The following is a 22,821-nucleotide window of genomic DNA, read 5'->3' as shown; positions in this document are numbered from 1 at the left end:
CCGGTCGCGCATACTGGCCGCGACTTCAACCGGCCTCGACCATGAGCCAGCCGTTGCACGACCCCGCGGCCGCCGGATTGCAGCGGCCGTCCACCGACCTCGACTGGCGGGTGCGCATCGCCGGCACCGGAACCTATCTGCCGCGACGTCGCGTGGAGAGTGCCGAGATCGAAGCGCGCGTCGGGCTGCCGTCGGGCTGGGCGCGGGAGAACAGCGGCGTCGCCGCGCGTCACTGGTCCGCACCGGACGAGCGCGCGAGCTGGATGGGCGCGCAGGCCGCGCTGCGTGCATGTGAGGCGGCTGGTGTCGACCCGCAGTCGATCGACCTGATTCTTGGCGCGTCGGGTTCGGTGGAACGCGCGATTCCCGACGGCGGCCCGTTGCTGCAGCACGCCATGGGGCTCGGGCGTTCGGGCATCCCGAGTTTTTCCGTCCACGCCACGTGCCTGAGCTTTCTCGCAGCATTCGAAGTGGCCGCCGAACGCATCCATGGCGGACGGATCGATCGCGCGTTGATCGTGAGCAGCGAGATCGCGTCGGTTGCGCTGGATTTCGCGGCGCCGGAAGCCTGCACGCTGTTCGGCGACGGCGCCGCGGCCTGCGTGCTCGAACGCAGCGTCGGCGACGACACCGGGCGCGTGCATCGCGTCGAATGGATCACGCACGGCGCCGACCACGAACTGACGACCGTGCGCGGCTGCGGCACGCATCGCCACCCGAACGCGCCCGACGCCGATCCACTCGACGCGCTGTTCCAGATGCAGGGCAGGGCGACGTTGCGTCGCGCCGCGCGACTCGCGCCCGAACTGCTCGAACGCCTGCGTCTCGACCGCGATGCACGCCGCGCGCTGCGCTGGGTCGTGCCGCACCAGACCAGTCGCGCAGGCATGGAATACGTGGCGGCGATGGGTTTCGGCGACGCCGCAGTCATCGACATTCTCGAACAGACGGGCAACTGCATCGCCGCGTCCATTCCGATGGCGCTCGCGCGCGGTATCGACGACGGTCGCATCCGCCGCGGCGATCGCGGCATGTTGATCGGCACCGGCGCGGGGTTGTCGGCGGCCGGCATCGTGCTGACGTACTGATGGCAGCGCGCGCACAACGCATCGTCGTCACCGGCGCGACCGGCTTCCTCGGTGGCGCCGTCGCGCGACGCCTGCACGAGGCGCGGCCGGATGTGCGCGTACGCGCGCTCGGGCGCGATCAAGCGCGCGGCGCGCTGCTCGCCCGCGACGGCATCGATTTCGTGCCGACGGACCTGTGCGATGCGAGCGCAGTCCGACACGCGCTCGAAGGTGCGGACGCCGTTGTCCATGCCGCCGCGCTGTCGAGCCCATGGGGTCCGCGCGCAGCGTTCGTCGCCGCGAATGTCGACGCGACCGCGAACGTCGCCCGCAGTTGCGTCGACAACGGCGTGCGACGGCTCGTCCACATCTCCACGCCCGGCATCTATCACGACGGTCGCCCGCACCACCGCATCCGCGAGGACGACGCGCTGCCCGCGCGCGCAGTGAACGACTACGCCGCGACGAAGCTGGTGGCCGAGCAACGCGTGCGCGAGCTGACGCGCGACAGTGATGTGTCGGTGCTCATCCTCCGGCCGCGCGCGATCTTCGGTCCCGGCGATACATCGCTGCTGCCGCGCATTGCGGACGCATTGCGACGCCGTCGCCTGCCGCGCATCGGCGACGGCCGCTGCGTGGTGGACCTCACCTACATCGACAACGCCGTCGACGCCGTGCTGCTGGCGCTGGATGCGTCCCCGACGCTGGACAGCCGCGCCTACAACATCAGCAACGGCGAGCCGGTGCGCATCTGGGATGTGATTGATCGGCTGGCTGTCGCCATCGGCGCACCCGCACCGCGCCGCCACGTTTCGGCTACCGCGTTGCGCGCCATCGCCGCCGCGCTCGAGTTCGTGCATCGCGCATCGATGCCGCATCGCGAACCGAAATTGCTGCGCTACGGCGTGGAACTGCTCAGCGTCGACATGACGCTCGACATTTCGCGCGCCCGCGACGAGCTCGGTTATGCGGCGCGCATCGGTATCGACGAAGGGCTCGCCCGCACGTTCGACGCGCTGTCCGCGGAACCACGCGCATGAGCGCCGAAACGCGCGTCCTGCTCGGCGTCTCCGGGCACAGCCATGTCGATCCGCGCCTGGCTGCGTTGCCCGAGCGACGCGCGGGACGCCATGCGTTTCCCGCTGGCTGGGCGCTGGTCGAACACCCGCGACATGGCCCCGTGCTGTTCGACTGCGGCTACGGCGAGCCCGCGCGCACCGCGATGCAGCGTGGCCTGCGTCGCGTCTACCGGAACGTGCTGGGCGTCTGCTGCCCGGCCGAGGGCGATGCCGCGACGTTGCTCGCACGACGCGGCATCGCGCCGGACGACGTGCGCTGGATCGTCATCAGCCATTTCCATCCCGACCACATCGGCGGCCTGCGCGCGTTTCCCTCGGCGCGTTTCGTCGCGCACGCGGACGCATGGGCGACCATGCAGGCCGGCCCGCTCGCGCGCCTGCACGCGCAGGTCTGGCGCGAGCTTCTGCCGGACGATTTCGAGTCACGCTTGCAGCTCGTCGACGCGGGCCGGTTCGCCGCGCTCGACGGTGACCTCGCGTCGCTCGGAACTGGTGTCGACCTGTTCGACGACGGCAGCATCGCGCTCGTCGATCTGCCCGGCCATGCGCGCGGCCAGATCGGCCTGGCGACACATCACGAGGGAACGCGCGTGCTGCTCGTCGCCGACGCGTTCTGGCAGCACGCGCAGCTCGACACCTCGTCACCGCTGTCGTGGCTGGCGCGCCGCTTGGCGACGCACCATTCGATGGACTACGCCACCACGCTTTCGCGACTGCGTCGTTTCCGCGACGAACAGCCCGCCGCGTGGATCATTGCTTCGCACTGCGCCCGCACGCTGGAGCGATGGTCGGAGCGCTTCCCCGACGCGGCGATGCGCGCGTCTCAGTAACGTCGCCGCTTACGCGGGAACGGCTTCGTCCTGCGTCACCACGCGTCCGCGCAGCGAATTGCTGAGCGCTTCGGTGATCAGCACGTCGACGAACTGGCCAACCAGGCGCGGTGGCGCGGCGAAATTCACCGAGCGCATGTTCTCGGTCTTGCCGGTCAGTTCGTTCGGATCCTTGCGCGACGGGCCTTCGACGAGGATGCGCTGCACGCTGCCGACCATCGAATCGGAAATCCGCTTTGCGTTCGCATTGATCGTCGCCTGCAGGCGGGATAGTCGCGCGTGCTTGACCTCGCTCGACACGTCGTCCTCGAGGTTCGCCGCTGGCGTACCGGGACGACGCGAGTAGATGAAGGAGAACGACTGGTCGAAGCCGACGTCCTCGATCAGCTTCATCGTCTTCTCGAAGTCCGCATCGGTCTCGCCGGGGAAGCCGACGATAAAGTCGGACGAGATCGAGATGTCCGGGCGCACCGCGCGCAGCTTGCGCAGCTTCTGCTTGAACTCGAGCGCCATGTAGCCGCGCTTCATCGCCGCGAGGATCCGGTCGGAACCGGATTGCACCGGCAGGTGCAGGTAATTCGCCAGCTGCGGAACGTCGCGGTAGGCCTCGACCAGCGAGTCCGAGAACTCGAGCGGGTGCGAGGTCGTGAAGCGAATGCGGTCGACGCCGTCGATCTGGGCGATCGTGCGGATCAGCAGGCCGAGGTCGGCAACGTCGCCGTCGCCCATCGGCCCGCGGTAGGCGTTGACGTTCTGCCCGAGGAGGTTGATCTCGCGAACGCCCTGCGCGGCCAGCTGCGCGACCTCGACCAGCACGTCTTCGAACGGGCGGCTGACTTCCTCGCCGCGGGTGTACGGCACCACGCAGAACGAGCAGTACTTCGAACAGCCCTCCATGATCGACACGAACGCGCTCGGCCCGTCTGCGCGCGGCTCGGGCAGGCGGTCGAACTTCTCGATCTCGGGAAAGCTGATGTCGACCTGCGGCTTGCCGGACTCGCGGCGCGCCTCGATCAGCTGGGGCAGGCGATGCAGGGTCTGCGGGCCAAACACCAGGTCGACGTACGGCGCGCGCTTGACGATCGCCTCGCCCTCCTGGCTCGCCACGCAGCCGCCGACGCCGATCAGCACCGGCTTGCCACCCTGCTTGAGCGCGCGCCAGCGGCCGAGCTGGCTGAAGACCTTCTCCTGCGCCTTCTCGCGGATCGAGCAGGTGTTGACCAGGATGACGTCCGCTTCGGCCGGGTCGGTAGTGATTTCGAGACCGTCGGACGCCGCGAGAACGTCGGCCATCTTCGCCGAATCGTATTCGTTCATCTGGCAACCGTGCGTTTCGATGAAAAGCTTTCCGCGCGACGGGGCAGCGGAGGGCGTCGCCGGATCGGCGAGGGGGAGCGTCAGGTCGGTCATTTCAGTCCGGGAAAGGCGGCGGTTAATCCGCGCCGGCCGCTGTAGTTTACCGCGCCGCAACAGGCCGAGTGACCGCATCCGCAGATCAACAATTCCAATCCGATCAAAGGCTTGTGAAAATTCCGGGAACACGGAATGATGGCCCCATGAAGAAGCTCACCGCACTTCTGCTCGTCGCCGGCCTCGTCGGCGCCGCCCCGGCCATGGCTGGCACGGTCTACCGCTGCGACGTCGACGGTGTCCGTAGCTACTCGAGCAAGCGACTTTCCGGCGCCAATTGCCAGGTCGTGAGCCGCTACACGAGCCGCAAGACGCAGCGCGCGTACACGCCGCCCGCGTCCGCGCAGGGCGCGGTGACGCCGGTCAACCTCGTCGCCGGTTCGCCTGCGTCGGGCTCGCTTCCGGCCACTTCGACGCCGGCCACACTGACCGTTCCCGCGCCGGCCGCGTCGATGCCGGCGTCCGCGCCGTCGCGCCTCGTGCAGGGTCAGGTCTACTCCTACATGCAGGACGGCGTGCGGCATTACTCCAGCCGCCGCCCGGTCGGCGTCGCCAATGCCGGTGCGATCCGCACGATCCGCTACAGCTACATGGAGACCTGCTACGCCTGCGGCGCGCAGCCCGGCGTCAACTTCTCCACGCTGCGCCTGAAGCCGGATGCCTATCGCAGCGAGATCGCCGCGGCGGCCCTGCAGTACGGCGTCGAGGAGTCGGTGGTGCGCGCGATCATCCACGCGGAGTCGGCGTTCAACCCGAACGCGCTGTCCCGCGTCGGCGCGCAGGGCCTGATGCAGCTGATGCCGGCCACGGCCCGCCGCTTCGGCGTCGGCAACGCCTTCGACCCGGCGCAGAACATCCGTGGCGGCGTGCAGTACCTGGCGTTCCTGCTCAAGCGCTTCAATGGCGACGTCCGCCTCGCGGCCGCCGGCTACAACGCGGGCGAGGGCGCGGTCGACAAGTACGGCGGCGTGCCGCCCTACAGCGAGACCCAGCGCTACGTTCAGCGCGTGGCCCTGCTGGCCGACCGTTATCGCAGCTCGCCGATCCTGCGCTGAGTCGAGGCGGTTCAGACAACACGAAGGCCAGCCGGTCACCCGGCTGGCCTTTTTCGTATCCGGCGTTCGCGGACTGCGAACTCCGTCAGCCCTGGTGGCTGAAGCGCGCGTAGCCGATTGTCGGCCCGTTCACCGTTCCGTTACACTTCCGCGTCTTTATCAGTCGTCCCGCATCCTTGGCGGGTCGACCCACGTCGAATCAGTTTTCGGAGTGCCGGATGGCCAACGAAGGGGTCAACGAGCCCATGAACGAGCCGGTCAACCTCGGCCGCCGTCGGTTCCTCACCGCGACGACCGCAGTCGTCGGCGCGGTCGGTGCCGGCTTCGCCGCAGTGCCGTTCATCAAGTCGTGGAATCCGAGCGCGCGGGCGAAGCTCGCCGGCGCGCCGGTCACCGCAGATATCAGCGGCCTGCCGTTGGGCCAGCGCATGATCATCGAGTGGCGCGGCCAGCCGATCTGGATCGTCCGTCGCTCGCAGGACATCCTCAAGGCGCTGCCGACGCTCGACAACCGCCTGCGCGACCCGAAGTCCGAGGACGTCGACCAGCAGCCGAAGTACGTGCTCAAGGGCGACGTGCATTACCGCTCGATCAAGCCGGAGATTTCCGTGCTCGTCGGCCTCTGCACGCACCTGGGCTGCTCGCCGGAGATGAAGGCGGAGATCCGGCCCGAGCCGTTCGATCCGGAATGGAAGGGCGGCTACTTCTGCCCTTGCCACAAGTCGCGTTTCGACATGTCCGGCCGCGTGTTCCAGGGCGTTCCGGCGCCGAAGAACCTGGCGGTGCCGCCGCACTATTTCGAGAACGACAACAGCATCGTGATCGGCGTCGATCCGAAGGGAGCCGCCTGACATGGCGACGAATAACGACACCAAGCAGGCGCCGAACGATCTGGCGACCGGCCTGATCGCCGGCCTGATGAACTGGTTCCACGACCGCGCCCCGGGCGCGGGCGAGGCGTACAAGAAGCACATGACGGAGTACTACGCTCCGAAGAACTTCAACGTCTGGTACTACTTCGGTTCGCTGGCGATGCTGGTGCTGGTCAACCAGATCGTTACCGGCATCTTCCTGACGATGCACTTCAAGACAGACGCCACGCAGGCGTTCGCGTCGGTCGAGTACATCATGCGCGACGTCGAGTGGGGTTGGCTGATCCGGTACATGCACAGCACCGGCGCCTCGTTGTTCTTCATCGTCGTCTACCTCCACATGTTCCGCGGCCTCATGTACGGCTCGTACAAGAAGCCGCGCGAGCTGGTGTGGGTGCTCGGCATGGTGATCTACCTCGTGCTCATGGCCGAAGCCTTCATGGGCTACGTGCTGCCGTGGGGCCAGATGTCGTTCTGGGGCGCGAAGGTCATCATTTCGCTGTTCGGTGCGATCCCGGTCATCGGCAACGGCCTGACCGAATGGATCATGGGCGACTACCTGCCGTCCGACGCCACGCTCAACCGCTTCTTCGCGCTGCACGTCATCGCGCTTCCGCTGGTGCTGCTCCTGCTCGTCGCGCTGCACCTCGGCGCGCTGCATGAAGTCGGCTCGAACAACCCGGACGGCGTCGACATCAAGTACGGCCCGAAGGGCAATCGCTGGTCGCCGACGGCGCCGGCCGACGGTATCCCGTTCCATCCGTACTACACGGTCAAGGACATGGTCGGCGTCGGGTTCTTCCTGATGATCGCCGCGTTCATCATCTTCTTCGAGCCGACCGTGGGCGGCCTGTTCCTCGAACATGACAACTTCACCGAGGCGAACCGCCTGGTGACGCCGAGCCACATCAAGCCGACGTGGTACTTCACGCCGTACTACGCGATGCTCCGCGTGGTGCCCAACAAGCTGGCGGGCGTGATGGTGATGTTCGGCGCGATCGTGATGCTGTTCCTCGTGCCGTGGCTGGACAAGAGCCGCGTCAAGTCGATCCGCTACCGCGGCGTGCTTGCCAAGGTGATGCTGGGCCTGTTCGCCTTCAGCTTCCTCTGGCTCGGCAAGATCGGTTCCGGCCCCGGCACGGACATCAACGAGACCTACATGGGTCGAGTGCTGACGTTCTTCTACTTCATGTTCTTCATCACGATGCCGATCTGGACCCGGATCGACAAGACGAAGCCGGTGCCTGAGCGGGTGACGATGCATGACTAAGACGTCCGTCCGCCCGTCCACCTCCTTCCAGCCTCCCGGATCCAAGAAGATGCGAGTTCTGCGATCGCTTGCGACGCTCGTGCTGGGCCTCGCGGTGTCGATGCCACTGTTCGCCGAAGAGGAGGGCAACCTCAAGCCGGCGGGCACGGACATCACCGACCGCGCGTCCCTGCAGCGCGGCGCCCAGTTGTTCATGAACTACTGCTCGGGCTGCCATTCGCTGAAGTACTTGCGTTACTCGCGCATGGCCGAAGACCTCGGGCTGACCGAGGACGAGGTCCAGAAGAACCTCAACTTCACCGGCGCCAAGGTCGGCGAGACCATCGACGTCGCGATGCCGCCGGAGTCGAAGGACTGGTTCGGCAAGCAGCCGCCGGATCTTTCGCTGATCGCGCGCGTGCGCGGCCCGAACTGGGTCTACACGTACCTCAAGTCCTTCTATCTGGACGAGTCGCGCCCGGTGGGTTGGAACAACACCGTGTTCCCGAACGTGTCGATGCCGAATCCGCTCTGGCAGCTGCAGGGTCTGCAGCACGCCGACTTCGGCAAGCCCGACGCGACGGGCGAGCGCCCGGTCCTCGGCCTGAAGGTGACCGAGCCGGGTACGCTCGACGCCCAGGGCTTCGACCGCGCGGCGCGCGACATCACAGCTTTTCTCGAGTACGCCGGCGAGCCTGCGGCCATCAAGCGCCAGTCACTGGGCGTCTGGGTGGTCCTGTTCCTGGCCATGCTGACGTTCCTCGCCTGGTTGTTGAAGAAGGAATACTGGCGCGACGTCGAGCACTGATCGCGGCTGCGGTGTCGGGGATCAAGACACTGCATCGCCGTGACTCGGGACCGTTGGCGACCGCCCGCACGGGGTGGGCGGCGCCGTACGGCCGGCGGTTTCCGGTCGATCGAGGTCGACGATGGCGGCGAGTCCACGCATGCGTAATACCCTGACCCTGTTTTCCTCTACCGATTGCGTCCTCTGCCATCGCGTGCGCCTTGTGCTCGCGGCCAAGGGCGTGACGTACGACCTGATTCCGGTCGATCCGCAGAATCCTCCCGAGGATCTGGTCGACCTGAACCCGTACCAGTCCGTTCCGACGCTGGTCGAGCGCGACCTCGTGCTGTACGCGGCGAGCGTCGTCAGCGAATACCTCGACGAGCGTTATCCGCATCCGCCGTTGATGCCGGTCGACCCGCTGTCGCGTGCACGCCTGCGCTTGGCGATGCTGCGTCTCGAGCACGACTGGGTGCCGCAGGTGCAGGCCATCCAGCTCGGCAATAAGGCGCAGCAGGAAGCCGGTCGCAAGCGCCTTAAGGAATTGCTGACCGCATCGGTGCCGCTGTTCAAGGCGAGCAAGTTCTTCCTGAATCCGGAGATGAGCCTCGCCGACTGCGCGATGGCGCCGATCATCTGGCGCCTGCCGGCGCTCGGCGTTCCATTGCCGAAGGACGGCAAGGTGATCGAGGATTACGGCAATCGCATCTTCCGCAACCCGGGCTTTACGCGAAGCCTTACCGAGCAGGAGCGCAAGCTCCGCGACATGCCGGCCTGATCCGCGATCCCGTTCGAAACGAAGCCCGCCCACCGGCGGGCTTCGTCGTTTCGGAGGTCACCGAGTCACGGGCGGGTGTCGCGCGCCCTCGCTTACACTGCGCACATGAGCGACGAATTCGAGATGACCAGCCATCGCCCGTACCTGCTGCGGGCGTTGTACGAGTGGATCGGCGACAACGGCCTGACACCGCATCTTCTGGTGGACGCGACGCGTCCGGGCGTGCAGGTCCCGAAGCACGCGATCAACGATGGCCGCATCGTGCTCAACGTCGCGCAGCGCGCGGTGGCGGGCCTCGAAATGACCAACGAGATCATCCGCTTCAGCGCGCGCTTCGGCGGCGTCAGCCACGCGGTGTCGGTGCCGGTCGGCGCGGTACTCGCGATCTATGCACGTGAGAACGGGCAGGGCATGGCGCTTCCGCCCGAGACCGAAGAAGGCGCTGCGACCGGACTTCCGGCCGGCTCGCTCGGCGAGAACGGCCCGACACTGGAGCTAGTGCCCGACAGCGGCGACGCCGACCAGAACGATCCGGGCGATGACGGTGACCACGAGCCGCCGACGCCGCCCCGCCGGGGCCACCTGCGCATCGTCAAGTAGGGCGATCGATCAGTTCGTCGGCGTGCGTTGCGGGAACGCGATCGGTTCAGGCGTAGGCGGCCCGACAAAGCTGACCAGGCGATCGCCGCGAAGCACCAGTCGGCCCTGATGGCGGTCGGCGCCGTCGATCGAGTAGTCGAAACGGAACGTGCGTTCCCATCCGAGCTTTCCGCTCTCAAGCCGGCGCGGGCGCAGGCCGATGACATGCACGGAGTCGTCGAGCCATTGCACGCGCGCGGAGCGGCAGGCGTCGCGCCCGAGGTCGCGCGCTCGCTCGGCGGCGGCGCGGCCCGCGTTCCAGAACGCGACGGCGGCTGCCGTGAAGATCATCATCACGATAAGTGAAGGCATTTTGTTACTGTGGCGACGGCAGCGGATCTGAGCAAGAGCCGCCATGGATCGAGGGGGCGATCACCAATGAAACTCGTATTCCCGGGTGGCGAACACCCGCAGGTCGTCCTGCAACCGGGCGTCAACAGCGTCGGTTCGGCCCCGGACGCCAACATCGTGCTCGACCGGCCGGGCGTGCAGCCGCGGCATTGCCAGCTCCACGTGACGGCGAACGGCGTGATGCTCGATGTGCCGACCGATGCATCGGTCACGGTCAACGGCTCGCCGGTGCGCGGGCTGATCGCCCTGCGCGATGGCGACCGCGTCTCGTTCGATCGCTTCGAGGCGCGCCTGACAGGCATGGAGAACGTGGCCGCCGCGCGCCCGGGTGCGAGCGCGCCGTCGGCGAACGACGATCTGTTCGCCACCACCGTGCGTGCGGCGCTGCCGAAGTTCGTGCTGCGCGGCATGTCGGGCCACCTGTTCGGCCGCAGCTTCGCGCTGGCGACGACCAACACCGTCGGACGCGCACCGGAATCGACGCTGCGCTTCGACGAGAACGGGATCTCGCGCTCGCATGCGCGCCTGGTCCCGACGGACAACAGCATCCAGATCGAAGACCTCGGCTCGACCAACGGCACGTTCATCAACGGCAAGCGCATCCTCACCGGCGAAGCGAAGGTCGGCGACGAGATCGGCTTCGACACGCTGCGGTTCCGCGTGCTGTCGACGGTACCGTCGGAGAACGAAACGCACGAGGCCGACGCGCCGTCTCGCCTGGACCCGCGCCTGTTGTGGGGCCTCGCGATCGGGATGGCGCTCCTTGCCGCGGCGATCGTGGTCGCCCTTACCGCGTAACGCTCAGCCCGGCTTGCGGCCGAGCTTGAGCGAGAGGTCGATCGCGCGGACGTGCTTGGTCAGTCCGCCGATCGAAATGCAGTCGACGCCGTCCTCGGCGATCGCGCGTACGCCGGCGAGATCCACGCCGCCCGACACTTCCAGCGGAATGCGGCCGTTCGCGATGCGCACGGCCTCGCGGCGCATCGTCGCGTCGAAGTCGTCGATGAGGATGCGGTCGCAGGCGCTGTCGAGCGCTTCATGCAACTGGTCGAGTGATTCCACTTCGACGATCACCGGCAGTGCCGGCCAGCGCTCGCGTGCGTTGCGCACCGCCCCGTCGATCGAACCCGCAGCGCGGATGTGGTTTTCCTTGAGCATCACCGCGTCGTAGAGCCCCATGCGGTGGTTGACGCCGCCTCCTACGCGCACGGCGTATTTCTGCGCGAGCCGCAGCCCGGGAATCGTCTTGCGCGTGTCGAGGATCTTCGCCCGCGTGCCGGCGACGGCGTGGACATACGTCGCGGTGACCGTCGCGGTCGCCGACAGCGTCTGCATGAAGTTGAGCGACGCGCGCTCCGCGGTCACCAGCGCGCGTGCGCGACCCTGCAGCGTGGCGAGCAGCGTGCCGGCGCGAACGCGATCGCCTTCGGCGACATGCCACTCGATCGCGCCGCCCGGATCGATCGCAAGGTGGCAGGCATCGAACCACGGCCGGCCGCAGACGACTGCGTCCTCCTTGCACAGGAGGTAGGCGGTATCCGCGATGTCGGGAAGCAGGGCCGAGGTGACGTCGCCGCTGCCGATGTCCTCTTCAAGTGCCCGGCGGACATCGGCGTCGATCGCCGCGCCGGGCGGCGCGAACGCCGCAGTCATGCGGTGGTGATGCCGCAGGTCGTGAGGTCGAGCGCTTCCTCGGCGAGCAGCACCGGGATGCCGTCGTCGATGCGATAGGCCAGGCGCCCATCGGCGGTGACCAGCGCGGCATCGACCGCGGCCGACTGCGGGCTGCCGTCGCCGCGCTTCACGCCGCCGCCGGCGATCGCGGCGTTGAGGTCGTGCAGCACGCGGGCGTCCGCCGGGCGCAGCGGCTGTCGGGTGGTCGGGCAGGCCAGCAGGTCGAGCAGCTTGCGGTCCATGGCGGGGAATCGCGGGGTGGGCCGTTTAGAATACGTCTTTGACCGGAAGGGAACGTATGGCTGCCGTGCAATCGCCCGCCGCCGTGGTCGGCATCGTGATGGGGTCGCGTTCGGACTGGGAGACGATGCAGCACGCGGCCGCGAAGCTCGAAGAGCTTGGCGTGCCGCACGAAGTGCGCGTCGTGTCCGCGCATCGCACCCCGGACGTCCTGTTCGACTACGCCGCGACGGCGCGAGACCGCGGCCTGCGCGCGATCATCGCCGGCGCCGGTGGTGCGGCGCACCTGCCGGGCATGCTCGCGTCGAAGACGGCCGTTCCGGTGCTCGGGGTGCCGGTGCAGTCGAAGGCGTTGAACGGGATGGATTCGCTGCTGTCGATCGTGCAGATGCCGGCGGGCATTCCAGTCGCGACATTCGCGATCGGCAATGCAGGCGCTTCGAACGCTGCACTGTTCGCCGCCGCAATGCTCGCATCGGAACTGCCCGAAGTCGGCGCGAGGCTCGATGCGTTCCGCGCGAAGCAGACCGCCGACGTCATGCACAACGACGATCCGCGCAAGTGACGACCGTCGGCATCCTCGGTGGTGGCCAGCTCGCGCGCATGCTCGCGCTCGCGGGCGCGCCGCTCGGCCTGCGTTTCCTGGTGATGGACAATGTGGCCGACGCCTGCGCGGGGCAATTCGCGCCGATGGTGGTGGGCGATTATCGCGACGACGCGGCGCTCGCCGAATTCGCGTCGCGCGTGGACGTCGCGACGTTCGACTTCGAGAACGTGCCGGCGGAATCGGCGCGTTGGCTGGCCGAGCGCGTCGATGTATTCCCGAACCCGCGAGCACTCGCGATTGCGCAGGATCGACTCGCCGAGAAGACGCTGTTCCGCGAACTCGGCATCCCGGTGCCGCCGTTCGCCGCGATCGACACGCTCGACGAGCTGCGCACCGCGATCTCCGACATTGGTACGCCCTGCATCCTCAAGACGCGTCGCCTGGGCTACGACGGCAAGGGCCAGTTCCGCATCCGCAGCGTCGACGACATCGACGCCGCGTGGAATGCGCTCGGTGCGCAGGCGTCCAAGGTCGGGCTGATCCTCGAAGGCTTCGTGCATTTCGAGCGCGAGTTGTCGGTGGTCGCCGCGCGCGGTCGCGATGGCGAATTCCGCGCGTGGCCGCTCACCGAGAACTGGCACGTCGACGGCGTGCTGTCTGCGAGCCTCGCGCCAGCAATGGCCGACGACGCGACGCACGCGCTTGCCTGCGATCACGCGCGTCGCCTCGCCGAAGCGCTCGACTACGTCGGCGTGTTCGCGCTCGAGCTGTTCGCGCAGGGCGGAACGTTACTCGCCAACGAACTCGCGCCGCGGGTGCACAACTCCGGCCACTGGACGATCGAAGGCAGCGAGACGTCGCAATTCCAGAACCATCTGCGTGCTGTGCTCGGGCTGCCGCTCGGCGACACGCGAATGGTCGGCGTCGCCTGCATGCTCAACTGGATCGGCGAGATGCCCGACGCGACCGCGGTGCTCGACGAAGCCGGTGGCCACTGGCACGACTACGGCAAGGAATCGCGCGCCGGTCGCAAGGTCGGACACGCGACGCTGCGTGCGGATGACCCGGCGTCGCTCGCGGATGCACTGACGCGCGTGGGCCGCAGACTCGGCCGCGACGCGCAGGTCGCGCCGGTCGTGGAACGGCTTTCGGGCGGCTGAGCCGTCCGGTCAGCTGACGGCCGCGACGGTTCCCGGGGTCGCGGCCAGTCGTTTCATCCGCTGCATCAGTCCGAGCCCCTGCACGACGTAGAACGTCAGCACGGTCGCCGCGATCGCGAGTGTCAGCGGGCTGGACGACTGCGGGGTGACGAAGCCGCCGGATGCGAAGCGCCACGCCATGCGACCGATCAGCAGGCCGGTCAGCGCGGCGCCGATCCAGGGATTGGGCGTGTATCCCGGCTGGCCGCCCTGCATGTCGATCCGCATCAGTCGCAGCGCGAGAAGCCCGAGCCCGGCGCCGACCACTGCGCCCGCGGCGATGCCCCAGTTTTCCCCGGGTCGAAATACCGCGAGCAGCGCCAGCAGCGCCAGGAATACGGACAGCAGAACGACGCGCGCGATGGTGCGCTTCGGGCGCCACGGCTGTCGGCCGAAGTGGCTGCGGATGCGGCGATAGATGCTGAAGCCGACGGTGGCGGCGATGAGGTACGGCACGTACCCCGGCATGGCGGTCGCGGTCATTCGAAAATCTCCCCTGTTGCCGCCAAGCCTAGCGCAGGTCGCGAAAACGCGAACGGCCGGGTCGCCCCGGCCGTTCGTGCACATCCGTCGTACGACGGATCACTTCATGTTCGATGCCACGAAGTCCCAGTTGACGAGGTTCCAGAACGCCTCGACGAACTTCGGACGCGCGTTGCGGTAGTCGATGTAGTACGCGTGTTCCCACACGTCGCAGGTCAGCAGCGGGGTGTCTTCGCCGGTGATCGGGGTGTTCGCGTTCGACGTGCTGACGAGCGCGAGCGAGCCGTCCGGACGCTGCACCAGCCAGCCCCAGCCGGAACCGAACGTGGTCACGCAGGTCTTGGCGAATTCTTCCTTGAAGGTCGCGAAGTCGCCGAACGCGAGGTTGATCGCGTCGGCCAGCTTGCCGGTCGGCTCGCCGCCGCCGTTGGGCTTCATGCAGTTCCAGAAGAACGTGTGGTTCCACACCTGCGCGACGTTGTTGAACAGTCCGCCCTGCGCCTTGCGGATGATGTCCACCAGCGGCATGTCGGCGAACTCGGTGCCCTCGATCATCTTGTTGGCGTTGTCGACGTACGCCTTGTGGTGCTTGCCGTAATGGAAGTCGAGCGTTTCGGCCGACATGTGCGGCTCGAGCGCGGCGCGGTCGTAGGGCAGGGGAGGCAGTTCAATGGCCATTCGGCAACTCCTTGTGGGGACGGGAGGCGTACAATTTCCCATTCTATCCCCACGATGCCGTTGCGATCCGTCGCAGCGGTGCAATGCACAGGAGCCGGCCCATGACGATCATGGAGCGCATCCAGGCGGAGATCGACCGCCATCCCGTCGTCCTCTTCATGAAGGGCACGCCGCAATTCCCGATGTGCGGTTTTTCCAGCCAGGCCGTGCAGGCGTTGCGCGCCGCCGGCGCGAACGAACTGCACACCGTCAACGTGCTCGAAGACCCCGAAGTGCGCGCGAACCTGCCGCGTATTTCCAACTGGCCGACGTTCCCGCAACTCTTCATCAACGGCGAATTGATCGGCGGCTGCGACATCACGCTCGAGCTGCTGGAATCCGGCGAACTCGCGCGCATCGTCAGCGAGACGCAGGTTTCGTGAGCGAGGCGGCGTCCCGCGCGCTGGACGGGCGCGTCGTCCTCGTCACCGGTGCGCACGGCGGCTTCGGAAGCGCGGTGGCCGTCGCCTGCGCGCAGGCCGGAGCGACGGTCGTGCTGCTCGGCCACAAGGTGCCGCGGCTCAACCGGCTTTATGACCGTATTGCTGCACTCGGCGTCGAACCCGCGATCTATCCGCTCGATCTCGAAGGCGCGTCGCCCGACGACTATGCGCAGCTCGCCGAGCGCCTCGAGTCCGGCTTCGGTCGACTGGATGGCATCGTCCATTGCGCCGCCGAGTTCCGTGGCCTGACGCCGGTCGTCCATGCCGACCCTGCCGATTTCGCGCGCTCGGTCCACGTCGGCCTGACCGCCCCGTGGTGGCTGACGCAGGCGCTGCTCCCGCTGCTCGCGAAATCCGCTGACGCGTCAGTCGTCTTCACTCTCGACTCGCCCGACCGCGTGGGCGCCGCGTACTGGGGCGGCTATGGCGTGTCGCAGTTCGGCTTGCAGGGTGCCGTGCGCATCCTCCATGCCGAGCTGGCGAACAGTGCGGTACGCGTGGCCGGCCTGATGCCCGGACCGATGCGGACGACGCTGCGGGCGCGCGCCTGGGTCGAGGAGACCGATCGCCAGGCTGTCGATCCGTCCGCGTATGCGCCGGCGGCGGTCGAGCTGTTGTCCGCGGCCGGTCGCGCGCATCGCGGCACCATCTGGGCGCCGACGCCCGGCGAGCTGGCGACCGCATGACGATCGCGTCCGCCGCGCTGCTGCTGTTCCTGATCCTCGACCCGCTCGGGAACATCCCGGTGTTCCTGAGCCTGCTGCGCGCACTGCCGCCGCGCCGCCAGCGCATCGTTCTGGTGCGCGAGCTGGTCATCGCGCTGGGCGTGCTGTTCGCATTCCTGTGGGGCGGCAAGTACGGCCTCGAGCTCATGCACCTGCGGCAGGAGTCGGTGTCGATCGCCGGTGGCATCGTGCTGTTCCTGATCGGCATCCGGATGATCTTCCCGCCGCCGGAAGGGCTCATGGGGGAGATCCCTGATGGCGAGCCCTTCATCGTCCCCATGGCGATCCCGCTGATCGCGGGTCCGTCGGGCATGGCGGCCGTGATGCTGATGGGCAGCAACGAGCCGGGGCGCCTGAGCGACTGGAGCATCGCCCTGCTGATCGCCTGGGCGGGTACCGCTGCCATCCTGTTCTGCGCGACCGTGCTCTACCGCTTCCTCGGCAAGCGGGTGCTCATGGCGATCGAGCGGCTGATGGGCATGCTGCTGGTCGCGATTTCGGTGCAGATGTTCCTCGACGGCCTGTCCGCTTACCTCCGTTAACAACGTTTTGCCGTCTGTCGGCATTGAGCACCGCGTCTCGTCACGTGCCTGTCACGAAAGGCGCCTAGCGTGTTAACCTGTTGTTAACCACGGTCGGGACGGGGAGTCCCGCGCCGTGCCATTCCCGTCTGCCGTGTCCATCGAGGTTTCACGTATGACCCATGCCAGCCGCCTCCGGCTGTCCAAGCTGACGCTTGGCCTGTTCACCGCCCTTGCCGCCGCCAACGCGTTCGCGCAGAGCACGTCCGCCGGTGTCGGCGGCGTCGTCACCGATGCGGGTGGCAAGCCCGTCCAGGGCGCTGACGTCACCATCGTGCACGTCGAGTCGGGCACCGTCAGCCACACCACGACGGACGCGAACGGTCGCTACAACGCGCGCGGCCTGCGCGTCGGCGGTCCGTACACGATCACGATCAACAACGGCGCGGGCACGGGCCACCAGGAAGGCGTCTACCTCGGCCTCGACCAGGTGGCCGATGTCGACGTGCACCTGACCTCGAGCGACGTCCAGCTCGGTTCCGTCGTCGTCAAGGGCAAGGCCACGGCCGCCTACTTCGGCGCCGACATGAAGGGCATCAGCACCAACCTGTCGCGTCGCGACCTCGACCGCATGCCGGCGCCGGACCGTTCGATCCAGAACGTCGTCCGTGCCGATCCCCGCATCGTCGTCACCGACCGCGACCGCGGCGCGTTCTCGGCCGCCGGCCAGAACTTCCGCTACAACAGCATCACGATCGACACCATCCAGGCGGGCGACCCGTTCGGCCTGAACGACAACGGCCTGCCGACCAAGGGCACGCCGATCTCGCAGGACGCGATCGAGAGCTACAACATCTCGACGGCCAACTTCGACGTGGCGACGCGTCGCGGCGTCGGCGCGTGGGTCAATGCCGTCACCAAGAGCGGCACCAACGACTTCCACGGTTCGGTCTATTACGTCTACCAGAACGCCGACAACATGATTGGTGAGAACCAGTCGGGCGCGAAGTGGACGGGCTTTACTAAGGACACGACAATCGGCGCCACCCTCGGCGGCCCGATCATCAAGGACACCCTGTTCTTCTTCGCGAGCTACGAAGAAGGCAAGAAAACGAGCCCGGGTGCGCCGTACGGCCCGTCGGACTCGAACGCCACGCTGAAGGTTCCGGGCATCACGCAGGCCCAGGTCGACCAGATCATCGCCGCGGCCAAGGCCAAGGGCATGACGCCGGGCGACCTCACGGCGTCGAATGTCGACACTGACAGCAAGCGCGCGCTCGTCAAGTTCGACTGGAACATCAACGAGCAGCACCGCGCCAGCCTGCGCCTCAGCCAGACCAAGGAAGTTGAGCCGATCATCACGACGGCGACGACGTCCTCGAATGGCCTGCTGCCGTTGTCCAGCAACTGGTACGTTCTCGACAAGAAGGCGACGAGCTACGCGCTCAGCCTCTATGACGACTGGACCAGCAATTTCTCGACGGAAGCGTCGATCGGCTACAACGAGTTCACGCAGGATCGTGACCCGCTCGTGGGTGGCCACCAGCCGGAAGTCACTATCCGCGTCAACGATGCCGACACTGGCCCGGCCGTGCGAATCGGCACCGAGTTCTCGACGCAGGCCAACAAGCTTTCCGTCAAGACGTGGAATGGGTATTTCGCCGGCACTTGGTACGCGGGTGACCACACGGTCAAGGGCGGCTTGGACTTCCAGCAGGACGATTTCTACAACCTGTTCCTGCAGGGTTACAACGGTTCGTACGCGTTCAATTCGATCAGCAAGTTCCAGAACGGCGTCTACCGTCGCTATCAGTTGAATCAGCCGGCGCCGGGTTACACCCTGAGCAACGTTGCCGCCGAGTTCAAGATGAAGCAGTACGGTCTGTTCCTGCAGGACACGTGGCAGGCGACCGACAAGCTTTCCGTCCAGTACGGCGTGCGCTACGACGTTCCGTACATTGATCCCGATCCGACCTTCAACCCGTGCTTTGCGGCCCCGCCGAACACGCTCGGTAACCAGGGCAACCCGGCTGTATGTGGTCTGCGCCCCAACCCGCGCGCGGCCACTCAGGGCGGTGCGCAGGGCGGATACGGTTATTCCAATCAGGGCACGATCGACGGCAATGCCGTGTTCCAGCCGCGCGCATCGTTCAACTACCAGATCGATGACAACACGCAGCTGCGTGGCGGCGCGGGTGTATTCGTGTCGAACACGCCGGCAGTGTGGGTTGCGAATCCGTACTCGAACAACGGCGTTGCTGTGGCGGGCTACGATGTCAACCGTGCCGTTCTTCTGCCGACCGACCCGGCGTTCAGCCCGGACGGCAACAACCAGCCGATCCCGGGCGGCGTGCGCACGCTGCCGGGCAATGGCACGTCGCAGATGAACCTCTCGGTCGTCGATCCGGACTTCCAGATCCCGACGGTCGCCAAGTACACGATCGGCATGGACCACACCTTCCCGTGGTTCGGTGGCACGGTCGGTACGGCTGAGTTCCAGCGCATCGATACGATGAAGGGCATCCTGTACCAGAACATCAACCTCGGTACGCCGACCGGCGTGCTTCCGGACGGTCGCCTCAGCTACGCCCTCAACCCGATCGGGACGCCCGGCGGTACCAATACCAACCGCGTGAACGCGAACCCGTCGTTCGGCCAGCAGATGATCCTGCTGACCAACACGGACAAGGGCTTCTCGAACAGCATGACGTTCTCGCTGCGTAAGCCGATGGCGAACGACTGGTCGGCGTCGATCGCCTACACGTATACGCAGGCGAAGGACGTCAACCCAGGCGCGTCGAGCGTTGCCAACAGCAGCTTCCAGAATCGCGACTGGATCAACCCGAACGACGACTACCTCGCGACCTCGAACTACGAGATCCCGAACCGCGTCCTTGGGCAGGTGACCTGGCAGCACCGCTTCTTCGGCGAATACAACACCAGCTTCTCGGCGTTGTATGACGGCCACAACGGTGCACCGTACTCCTGGATCTTTGGCAACGACGTCAACGGCGACTCGTACTTCCGTGACCTGGCGTACATCCCGACGGGCAACAATGACATCGTCTGGGCCAACACGACGACGCCGCAGCTCATCCAGTCGTTCTATGCGTACATCGCTTCGCACCCGGAACTGGCGCGCTACCAAGGCCAGATCTTCCAGCGCAATGAAGCCCGCGCCCCGTGGGTGAATCAGCTCGACCTGTCGTTCTCGCAGGAAGTCCCGGGCTTCATGAAGGGTCACAAAGGCGAGGTTCGCCTCGACATCTTCAATTTCCTCAACATGCTCAACAACAAGTGGGGCGTCGAGTACCGCGCTGCCTTCCCGCTGGAACGTGTGCTTGCGGACGAGCAGGGTGTGCGGAACGGCAAGTACGTCTACGACATCTCGAAGTACAAGGACGCCAACGGCAACTACGCGCCGGCCGCGCTCCAGCCGAACGAGAGCATCACCCCGTCGCAGCGCTGGTCGGTCCTGCTGACCCTGCGTTACAAGTTCTAAGCGACACCCGCGTCACCTGGAAACGGCCGGGCTTGCCCGGCCGTTTTCTTTTGCGGGGAGCGCGCGTGCGCTAGAGTCGCCAGACACATATCAGACGAAAAGAAAGCAAGCGGAATGAGCGCAGTGACCGAAGTACCTTCCAGCATCATCCTTCCGACCGTCGACGCGCGGATCTACCCGCGCAACGGTCTCGACATCCTCTCCCGCGCCGAAGTGGCGCGCCTTCGCGACGCCTCCAGCGGCGGCATGCACGAACTGCTGCGTCGCTGCGCTCTCGCGGTGCTTACGAGCGGCAGTACCAGCGATGATCCGCGCGCAGCGCGCGAGCTTTATCCGGATTTCGATATCCAGGTGCAGCAACAGGATCGTGGCGTCCGCATCGACCTGATCAAGGCGCCAGCGATGGCGTTCGTGGAAGGCGAACTCATCCAGGGCGTCGCCGAACTCCTCGCGGCGGTGATCCGCGATCTCGCATACACCGCGATCGAGCTCGGTCCGGACTGCAATCGCGATCTCGACAGCAGCGAAGGCATCACCGATGCCGTGTTCGGGCTGCTGCGCAACGCGCGCGTACTGCACCCGGGCGACCCGAACCTCGTCGTGTGTTGGGGCGGTCACTCGATCAATCGCGACGAGTACCTGTACACCAAGCAGGTCGGCTACGAGCTTGGCCTGCGCGGCATCGACATCTGCACGGGCTGCGGCCCGGGTGCGATGAAGGGACCGATGAAGGGCGCGACGATCGCGCACGCGAAGCAGCGTCGTCGTCGCATGCGCTACATCGGGATCACCGAGCCCGGCATCATCGCGGCCGAATCGCCGAACCCGATCGTCAACCACCTCGTGATCATGCCGGACATCGAGAAGCGCCTCGAGGCGTTCGTCCGCATGGCGCACGGCATCATCGTGTTCCCGGGCGGCGTGGGCACCGCGGAAGAGATCCTGTACATCCTCGGCATCCTGCTGCGCGAGGAAAACCAGGATGTTCCGTTCCCGCTGATCCTCACCGGCCCGACCGCATCCGCACCGTATTTCGAGCAGATCGACCAGTTCCTGCGGCTCACGCTGGGCGAAGCGGCCACGTCGCGCTACGAGATCATCGTCGGCGAGCCCGCGGAAGTCGGCAAGCGCATGAGCAAGGCGCTGCGCAAGGTGCGCGAACACCGCATCGCCCATCGCGATTCGTTCTTCTTCAACTGGTCGATCGGCATTCCGCTCGCGTTCCAGCAGCCGTTCGTGCCGACGCACGAGGCGATGGCCGCGCTCGACCTGCACCACGGCCGCAAGCCGCACGAACTCGCAGCGGACCTGCGCCGCGCGTTCTCCGGCATCGTCGCCGGCAACGTCAAGGAAGACGGCATCCGCCGCGTGGAAGCGCACGGCCCGTTCGAGATCCACGGCGACGTCGACATCATGCAGGCGCTCGACGAGCTGCTTCGTGGCTTCGTGCAGCAGCACCGCATGAAGATCGCGGGGGATTACCGCCCGTGCTATCGCGTGGTGACCTGATCAGCGTGCGCTAGCGGGGCGGGGGCGGGGAAGGCGGACGGTCGCGACGTAATGCTCGCCGACCGTCTGCGTCTCGATGCGGCCCGTTCCATTCGTGAGCGCCTCCACGCGCGCCTGGGCCGCACGCATGCCCACGCCGTGCCCTGGCGCCGCGCGCTCCTTCCCGAGGACCAGTGGGCTACGCACGCGGATGACGATCCAGTCCGGATCGGATTCGAGCGCGATGTCGACGGTTCCGCCACGCTCGACGCGTTCGATGCTGTGGTGGATCGCGTTTTCAACGAGCGGTTGGAGCGACAGCGCCGGAACCTTCACCCTTGGGAGATCGGGCGGAAGCGTCCACTGCACACGGAGTCGATCGCCGAAGCGCAGCGACTCGATGTCCAGGTACGCGCGTGTCACCTCGATCTCGTCGCGCAGTTCGACCACCTGCGGCTTTGCCAGTGCCATGCGAACGAGTTCGGCCAGGCCGAGCAACACCGACTCAGCCTGGTCAGGATGTTCGTGAACGAGTGCGATCGCCGTGTTGAGCGTATTGAAAAGGAAGTGCGGATGGACCCGGGCTTTCAGCGATTCGAGTTCCGCTTCCTGGGCGCGCACGGCGGCCAGACGCGCCTTCCAGTGGGCGTCGTAGACGGACAGCCCAAGCAACCCGACGATCGACACGATCAGCGTCACGCGGATTGCGAGCGACGACCAGGTCATTCCGGACCCGAGCCATCCTTCGCCGAGGGTCGCCCGGGCGAGCAGCAGCACGACGAGGCTGTTGGCGACGATCAGCGCGAGAAGCGCCCACGCGATCTCGCGGTGACTGCGTCCCGACAACGCGCTTCGCAGCAGGTAGACGCCGCCGAGCGAGAGCAGCAGCACCCATTGCGTTGCGAGAGATGCGATCGCGAAAGCTGTCCATCGTGGCGTCCCGCCGCTCCACGCCAGCGCGAGCACGGCCGCCAAGGCCTCGCCTACGAGAGTGATGCGGATCAAGGTTTCGGGTTGCCACAGCAACGTCAGCGTCGCTGGTGTCGCAAGCTTGCGAGTCGAAGACATGGCCCTTCCGGACGCCGTGTCCCTGTCGCCGGGCCGTCCGGACAGACCCAGCGGCCGTCCGTCGGTCCCTGCTGGCTACGGGACGGGAACCGTATTT

The 22,821-nt window shown here is 66.8% G+C and carries 24 protein-coding genes; 17 read left to right on the top strand and 7 right to left on the bottom strand.

What is annotated here, in order from left to right; all coding sequences use genetic code 11:
• Positions 1-41 precede the first annotated feature (41 nt).
• The 3 genes from ACKTTN_RS10655 to ACKTTN_RS10645 are packed head-to-tail and all read left to right on the top strand — an operon-like array spanning position 42 to position 2,976.
• Positions 42-1,088, top strand: a complete 1,047-nt coding sequence (locus tag ACKTTN_RS10655) for a 3-oxoacyl-[acyl-carrier-protein] synthase III C-terminal domain-containing protein (RefSeq protein ID WP_407909812.1) — start codon at positions 42-44, stop codon at positions 1,086-1,088.
• The gene (locus ACKTTN_RS10650) at positions 1,088-2,107 is read left to right on the top strand and encodes an NAD-dependent epimerase/dehydratase family protein (protein ID WP_407909811.1); all 1,020 of its coding nucleotides are present in this window, start codon (positions 1,088-1,090) and stop codon (positions 2,105-2,107) included. Before ACKTTN_RS10655 ends, ACKTTN_RS10650 begins: the two co-directional genes overlap by 1 nt.
• Positions 2,104-2,976, top strand: coding sequence for an MBL fold metallo-hydrolase (locus ACKTTN_RS10645; protein WP_407909810.1), 873 nt, complete (start codon positions 2,104-2,106; stop codon positions 2,974-2,976). The genes ACKTTN_RS10650 and ACKTTN_RS10645 overlap by 4 nt, the downstream gene beginning before the upstream one ends.
• Positions 2,977-2,985: 9 nt before the next feature.
• On the opposite strand, the gene miaB is transcribed toward ACKTTN_RS10645, so the two are convergent.
• Entirely contained in the window at positions 2,986-4,386 is a 1,401-nt protein-coding gene (gene miaB, locus ACKTTN_RS10640) for a tRNA (N6-isopentenyl adenosine(37)-C2)-methylthiotransferase MiaB (protein WP_407909809.1), read from the bottom strand.
• Positions 4,387-4,532: 146 nt separating this feature from the next.
• On the opposite strand from miaB, the gene ACKTTN_RS10635 reads away from it, so the two are divergent.
• The 6 genes from ACKTTN_RS10635 to ACKTTN_RS10610 all read left to right on the top strand — a co-directional run bounded on the left by ACKTTN_RS10635 (position 4,533) and on the right by ACKTTN_RS10610 (position 9,727).
• Positions 4,533-5,441, top strand: a complete 909-nt coding sequence (locus ACKTTN_RS10635; RefSeq protein ID WP_407909808.1) for a lytic transglycosylase domain-containing protein — start codon at positions 4,533-4,535, stop codon at positions 5,439-5,441.
• 218 nt (positions 5,442-5,659) lie between these two features.
• Positions 5,660-6,292 carry a ubiquinol-cytochrome c reductase iron-sulfur subunit gene (gene petA / locus ACKTTN_RS10630; protein ID WP_407909807.1) on the top strand — a complete coding sequence of 211 codons (633 nt, stop codon included), beginning with the start codon at positions 5,660-5,662 and terminating at the stop codon, positions 6,290-6,292.
• 67 nt (positions 6,293-6,359) lie between these two features.
• A complete protein-coding gene (locus ACKTTN_RS10625) occupies positions 6,360-7,583 on the top strand; it encodes a cytochrome b (RefSeq protein ID WP_407910069.1) in 1,224 nt (407 codons plus the stop codon).
• Positions 7,584-7,683: 100 nt separating this feature from the next.
• Positions 7,684-8,370: a cytochrome c1 gene (locus ACKTTN_RS10620; RefSeq protein ID WP_407910068.1), complete on the top strand. Its 687-nt coding sequence runs from the start codon at positions 7,684-7,686 to the stop codon at positions 8,368-8,370.
• Positions 8,371-8,491: 121 nt separating this feature from the next.
• A complete protein-coding gene (locus tag ACKTTN_RS10615) occupies positions 8,492-9,127 on the top strand; it encodes a glutathione S-transferase N-terminal domain-containing protein (protein WP_027083433.1) in 636 nt (211 codons plus the stop codon).
• Positions 9,128-9,232: 105 nt separating this feature from the next.
• Positions 9,233-9,727: a ClpXP protease specificity-enhancing factor gene (locus ACKTTN_RS10610; protein WP_407909806.1), complete on the top strand. Its 495-nt coding sequence runs from the start codon at positions 9,233-9,235 to the stop codon at positions 9,725-9,727.
• 9 nt (positions 9,728-9,736) lie between these two features.
• On the opposite strand, the gene ACKTTN_RS10605 is transcribed toward ACKTTN_RS10610, so the two are convergent.
• Positions 9,737-10,078 carry a DUF3301 domain-containing protein gene (locus ACKTTN_RS10605; protein ID WP_407909805.1) on the bottom strand — a complete coding sequence of 114 codons (342 nt, stop codon included), beginning with the start codon at positions 10,076-10,078 and terminating at the stop codon, positions 9,737-9,739.
• A gap of 66 nt (positions 10,079-10,144) precedes the next feature.
• Here ACKTTN_RS10605 and ACKTTN_RS10600 point away from each other — a divergent pair, with 66 nt between their 5' ends.
• Positions 10,145-10,915 (top strand): FHA domain-containing protein, encoded by a 771-nt coding sequence (locus ACKTTN_RS10600; protein ID WP_407909804.1) that lies wholly within the window; start codon positions 10,145-10,147, stop codon positions 10,913-10,915.
• Positions 10,916-10,918: 3 nt separating this feature from the next.
• Here the strand turns inward: ACKTTN_RS10600 and nadC are convergent, their stop codons facing one another.
• Together nadC and ACKTTN_RS10590 are read right to left on the bottom strand one after the other, a co-directional pair.
• Complete coding sequence (gene nadC, locus ACKTTN_RS10595) at positions 10,919-11,770, bottom strand: carboxylating nicotinate-nucleotide diphosphorylase (protein ID WP_407909803.1); 852 nt, start codon at positions 11,768-11,770, stop codon at positions 10,919-10,921.
• Positions 11,767-12,033 (bottom strand): Trm112 family protein, encoded by a 267-nt coding sequence (locus tag ACKTTN_RS10590; protein ID WP_407909802.1) that lies wholly within the window; start codon positions 12,031-12,033, stop codon positions 11,767-11,769. Before ACKTTN_RS10590 ends, nadC begins: the two co-directional genes overlap by 4 nt.
• Before the next feature lie 56 nt (positions 12,034-12,089).
• On the opposite strand from ACKTTN_RS10590, the gene purE reads away from it, so the two are divergent.
• Together purE and ACKTTN_RS10580 are read left to right on the top strand one after the other, a co-directional pair.
• A complete protein-coding gene (purE, locus tag ACKTTN_RS10585) occupies positions 12,090-12,596 on the top strand; it encodes a 5-(carboxyamino)imidazole ribonucleotide mutase (RefSeq protein WP_407909801.1) in 507 nt (168 codons plus the stop codon).
• On the top strand, positions 12,593-13,738 hold the full coding sequence (locus ACKTTN_RS10580) for a 5-(carboxyamino)imidazole ribonucleotide synthase (RefSeq protein ID WP_407909800.1): 1,146 nt from the start codon (positions 12,593-12,595) through the stop codon (positions 13,736-13,738). The genes purE and ACKTTN_RS10580 overlap by 4 nt, the downstream gene beginning before the upstream one ends.
• A 9-nt stretch (positions 13,739-13,747) precedes the next feature.
• Here the strand turns inward: ACKTTN_RS10580 and ACKTTN_RS10575 are convergent, their stop codons facing one another.
• Positions 13,748-14,260, bottom strand: coding sequence for a hypothetical protein (locus tag ACKTTN_RS10575; RefSeq protein ID WP_407909799.1), 513 nt, complete (start codon positions 14,258-14,260; stop codon positions 13,748-13,750).
• Positions 14,261-14,359: 99 nt separating this feature from the next.
• Positions 14,360-14,938: a superoxide dismutase gene (locus tag ACKTTN_RS10570; RefSeq protein ID WP_407909798.1), complete on the bottom strand. Its 579-nt coding sequence runs from the start codon at positions 14,936-14,938 to the stop codon at positions 14,360-14,362.
• A gap of 101 nt (positions 14,939-15,039) precedes the next feature.
• On the opposite strand from ACKTTN_RS10570, the gene grxD reads away from it, so the two are divergent.
• The 5 genes from grxD (at position 15,040) to ppnN (ending at position 21,677) form a co-directional block, all read left to right on the top strand.
• The gene (gene grxD, locus ACKTTN_RS10565) at positions 15,040-15,360 is read left to right on the top strand and encodes a Grx4 family monothiol glutaredoxin (protein ID WP_407909797.1); all 321 of its coding nucleotides are present in this window, start codon (positions 15,040-15,042) and stop codon (positions 15,358-15,360) included.
• On the top strand, positions 15,357-16,106 hold the full coding sequence (locus tag ACKTTN_RS10560; RefSeq protein WP_407909796.1) for an SDR family NAD(P)-dependent oxidoreductase: 750 nt from the start codon (positions 15,357-15,359) through the stop codon (positions 16,104-16,106). The genes grxD and ACKTTN_RS10560 overlap by 4 nt, the downstream gene beginning before the upstream one ends.
• A complete protein-coding gene (locus ACKTTN_RS10555) occupies positions 16,103-16,687 on the top strand; it encodes a YhgN family NAAT transporter (protein WP_407909795.1) in 585 nt (194 codons plus the stop codon). The genes ACKTTN_RS10560 and ACKTTN_RS10555 overlap by 4 nt, the downstream gene beginning before the upstream one ends.
• Before the next feature lie 154 nt (positions 16,688-16,841).
• Positions 16,842-20,168 carry a TonB-dependent receptor gene (locus ACKTTN_RS10550; protein WP_407909794.1) on the top strand — a complete coding sequence of 1,109 codons (3,327 nt, stop codon included), beginning with the start codon at positions 16,842-16,844 and terminating at the stop codon, positions 20,166-20,168.
• A 114-nt stretch (positions 20,169-20,282) separates the two neighbouring features.
• Positions 20,283-21,677 (top strand): nucleotide 5'-monophosphate nucleosidase PpnN, encoded by a 1,395-nt coding sequence (gene ppnN, locus ACKTTN_RS10545; RefSeq protein ID WP_407909793.1) that lies wholly within the window; start codon positions 20,283-20,285, stop codon positions 21,675-21,677.
• Here the strand turns inward: ppnN and ACKTTN_RS10540 are convergent, their stop codons facing one another.
• Positions 21,678-22,724, bottom strand: coding sequence for a sensor histidine kinase (locus tag ACKTTN_RS10540; protein ID WP_407909792.1), 1,047 nt, complete (start codon positions 22,722-22,724; stop codon positions 21,678-21,680). It abuts the gene before it with no gap.
• Positions 22,725-22,821 lie beyond the last annotated feature (97 nt).

Origin of the sequence: Lysobacter claricitrinus (assembly GCF_045866565.1) — a bacterium.
Lineage (GTDB): Bacteria > Pseudomonadota > Gammaproteobacteria > Xanthomonadales > Xanthomonadaceae > Cognatilysobacter > Cognatilysobacter claricitrinus.
This window is presented reverse-complemented; position numbering and strand designations above follow the sequence as displayed.

Coding starts and splice junctions, on each gene's coding strand:
- ACKTTN_RS10655 (WP_407909812.1), top strand. CDS start 42: ATGAGCCAGCCGTTGCACGACCCCGCGGCCGCCGGATTGCAGCGGCCG.
- ACKTTN_RS10650 (WP_407909811.1), top strand. CDS start 1,088: ATGGCAGCGCGCGCACAACGCATCGTCGTCACCGGCGCGACCGGCTTC.
- ACKTTN_RS10645 (WP_407909810.1), top strand. CDS start 2,104: ATGAGCGCCGAAACGCGCGTCCTGCTCGGCGTCTCCGGGCACAGCCAT.
- miaB (WP_407909809.1), bottom strand. CDS start 4,386: ATGACCGACCTGACGCTCCCCCTCGCCGATCCGGCGACGCCCTCCGCT.
- ACKTTN_RS10635 (WP_407909808.1), top strand. CDS start 4,533: ATGAAGAAGCTCACCGCACTTCTGCTCGTCGCCGGCCTCGTCGGCGCC.
- petA (WP_407909807.1), top strand. CDS start 5,660: ATGGCCAACGAAGGGGTCAACGAGCCCATGAACGAGCCGGTCAACCTC.
- ACKTTN_RS10625 (WP_407910069.1), top strand. CDS start 6,360: ATGAACTGGTTCCACGACCGCGCCCCGGGCGCGGGCGAGGCGTACAAG.
- ACKTTN_RS10620 (WP_407910068.1), top strand. CDS start 7,684: ATGCCACTGTTCGCCGAAGAGGAGGGCAACCTCAAGCCGGCGGGCACG.
- ACKTTN_RS10615 (WP_027083433.1), top strand. CDS start 8,492: ATGGCGGCGAGTCCACGCATGCGTAATACCCTGACCCTGTTTTCCTCT.
- ACKTTN_RS10610 (WP_407909806.1), top strand. CDS start 9,233: ATGAGCGACGAATTCGAGATGACCAGCCATCGCCCGTACCTGCTGCGG.
- ACKTTN_RS10605 (WP_407909805.1), bottom strand. CDS start 10,078: ATGCCTTCACTTATCGTGATGATGATCTTCACGGCAGCCGCCGTCGCG.
- ACKTTN_RS10600 (WP_407909804.1), top strand. CDS start 10,145: ATGAAACTCGTATTCCCGGGTGGCGAACACCCGCAGGTCGTCCTGCAA.
- nadC (WP_407909803.1), bottom strand. CDS start 11,770: ATGACTGCGGCGTTCGCGCCGCCCGGCGCGGCGATCGACGCCGATGTC.
- ACKTTN_RS10590 (WP_407909802.1), bottom strand. CDS start 12,033: ATGGACCGCAAGCTGCTCGACCTGCTGGCCTGCCCGACCACCCGACAG.
- purE (WP_407909801.1), top strand. CDS start 12,090: ATGGCTGCCGTGCAATCGCCCGCCGCCGTGGTCGGCATCGTGATGGGG.
- ACKTTN_RS10575 (WP_407909799.1), bottom strand. CDS start 14,260: ATGACCGCGACCGCCATGCCGGGGTACGTGCCGTACCTCATCGCCGCC.
- ACKTTN_RS10570 (WP_407909798.1), bottom strand. CDS start 14,938: ATGGCCATTGAACTGCCTCCCCTGCCCTACGACCGCGCCGCGCTCGAG.
- grxD (WP_407909797.1), top strand. CDS start 15,040: ATGACGATCATGGAGCGCATCCAGGCGGAGATCGACCGCCATCCCGTC.
- ACKTTN_RS10555 (WP_407909795.1), top strand. CDS start 16,103: ATGACGATCGCGTCCGCCGCGCTGCTGCTGTTCCTGATCCTCGACCCG.
- ACKTTN_RS10550 (WP_407909794.1), top strand. CDS start 16,842: ATGACCCATGCCAGCCGCCTCCGGCTGTCCAAGCTGACGCTTGGCCTG.
- ppnN (WP_407909793.1), top strand. CDS start 20,283: ATGAGCGCAGTGACCGAAGTACCTTCCAGCATCATCCTTCCGACCGTC.
- ACKTTN_RS10540 (WP_407909792.1), bottom strand. CDS start 22,724: ATGTCTTCGACTCGCAAGCTTGCGACACCAGCGACGCTGACGTTGCTG.